The sequence below is a fragment of the Methanocalculus sp. genome, from assembly GCF_029762515.1.
Classification (GTDB): domain Archaea; phylum Halobacteriota; class Methanomicrobia; order Methanomicrobiales; family Methanocorpusculaceae; genus Methanocalculus.
The window spans coordinates 1-1,624 of sequence record NZ_JARVGN010000475.1 but is presented as its reverse complement, the minus strand read 5'-3'; the positions used below and the strand labels follow the sequence as shown (position 1 = coordinate 1,624).

2 protein-coding genes are annotated in these 1,624 nt (G+C 52.6%); one reads left to right on the top strand and one right to left on the bottom strand.

Annotated elements, in window-relative coordinates:
- On the top strand, positions 1 to 718 hold a 718-nt coding region (locus QCH34_RS13375; protein ID WP_366898668.1), incomplete at its 5' end, for a GNAT family N-acetyltransferase.
- On the opposite strand, the gene QCH34_RS12330 is transcribed toward QCH34_RS13375, so the two are convergent.
- On the bottom strand, positions 713 to 1,624 hold a 912-nt coding region (locus tag QCH34_RS12330; RefSeq protein WP_300334568.1), incomplete at its 5' end, for a putative manganese-dependent inorganic diphosphatase. The genes QCH34_RS13375 and QCH34_RS12330 overlap by 6 nt on opposite strands.

Here is a 1,624-nt window from a genome sequence, read left to right as displayed (position 1 = left end):
CACCGATCATGCTGCTATCCGAAAATTACGGGAAGAGCTGAAGGATGCTGCCGATAGGATCAACGACGGAAGCAGCCGGTATTCCATCTCCCTTCTTGTCCTGCATGGAGAGCGTGTCAAAACGATCCTTTCTGTAGCAGAGACACTTCAGGCAACCATGATACTCCTCTCACGATTTGGGCATCTCGATTATCTGAAGAAGGCGAAGATCGGATCAACCGTTGCCGGTGTTGCAGCACAAGCCGGTGTTCCCGTGTATATCCGCTACCCCGAGTTTACGCTCAGGATGGAGGGGCGTGAGCTGATGGCTTCAGAATTCCCTCTTGCTGAAAAACTCTGGGAGACGTACCATCAACAGAAGGCTGATCCGAAGACAGACCGGGTATTTGGAGCTTTTGCCGAGGGTGTGCTCGTCTCTGTTGCGAGATGCCGCCGCCACCCGGATGGCTTTGAAGTCGACTCCGTCTTCACCCCCGAGGCATACCGGGGGCATGGGTTTGCAAAATATGCGATGGATGCCCTGATCGAATCCTGCAGTGAAGAATGGCTGTACATGCACTCGACAGAGGTGCTTGTCGGCTGGTATGGCAGATATGGCTTTGAGGAGATCCCCGAGGATGCTCTCCCAAAGACGATCCGGGAACGGTATGCCTTTGCTCTCGGCAACCTTGAAGGATCAGGTGTTGTCCCGATGGTGCGGAAGCCGGGGAGATTATAATCCCCGGATCAACTGGCCAAATTCGGGGAGATAATCCTTCTTTCTGGACATGACACCCTCAAGCCGCACCGGCTGATTCAGGTAACCCAGACGCTGGAGTGTTGTATCATCTGCTGCCGCATAGAGATCTGATCCATTCTCAAAGACGCTCGTAATAAGCACCACAAAGATATCAACCTCCATCAATTTCCGGAGATTTTCGATGGTGGATCGGATCTCCTCTTCATGCTGTCTGGCAAACTCGGATGAAGGGGCCATCACCTGTGAGATTGCAACGTCCATCGAATAGAGGCTGTAACGCTTCAGATCCTTCTTCACCAGTTCCTCAATCGAGAAGCTTGAGAGCTCCATCCCCTCCCTGAAGAGCGAGATCCCAAACTCCACCGGATCAATCCCGGTCTTCTCTGCAAGCCAGGCGACCATCTCTTCATCCTTCTTTGTAGTCGTTGACATCTTCAGGCCAAGGGTGTCGGAGAGGATGCCGGCAAGGAGCAGTCCCCCGACTGGTTCAGAGAGATCTCGTCCGCTCTCTTGGTAGATTGAGGCAACGATCGTTGAGGTTGATCCGACCGGCTCCATAATGAACCGGATCGGCTTTAATGTCGTCATTGCACCGAGCCGGTGGTGGTCGATGATCTCAAGAATTTCGGCATTCTCAATCCCATCCACCGCCTGGCTGTACTCATTATGATCGACAAGGATGACGGATTTCTGAATGTCATAGACAAAGGTGTTCCGTGAGATCATGCCGAGGAGCTTTCCCTCCTCGTCAACGATACAGGCTGTCCTGTACCTGGAGTTCGTTACCAGCTGTTTCACATAATCCAGCCCGTCATCCATGTGGATGATCGGAACATCGGTTGCCATCACCTCGCTTGCAGGCAATGAGAGGTTAATCATCTTGGC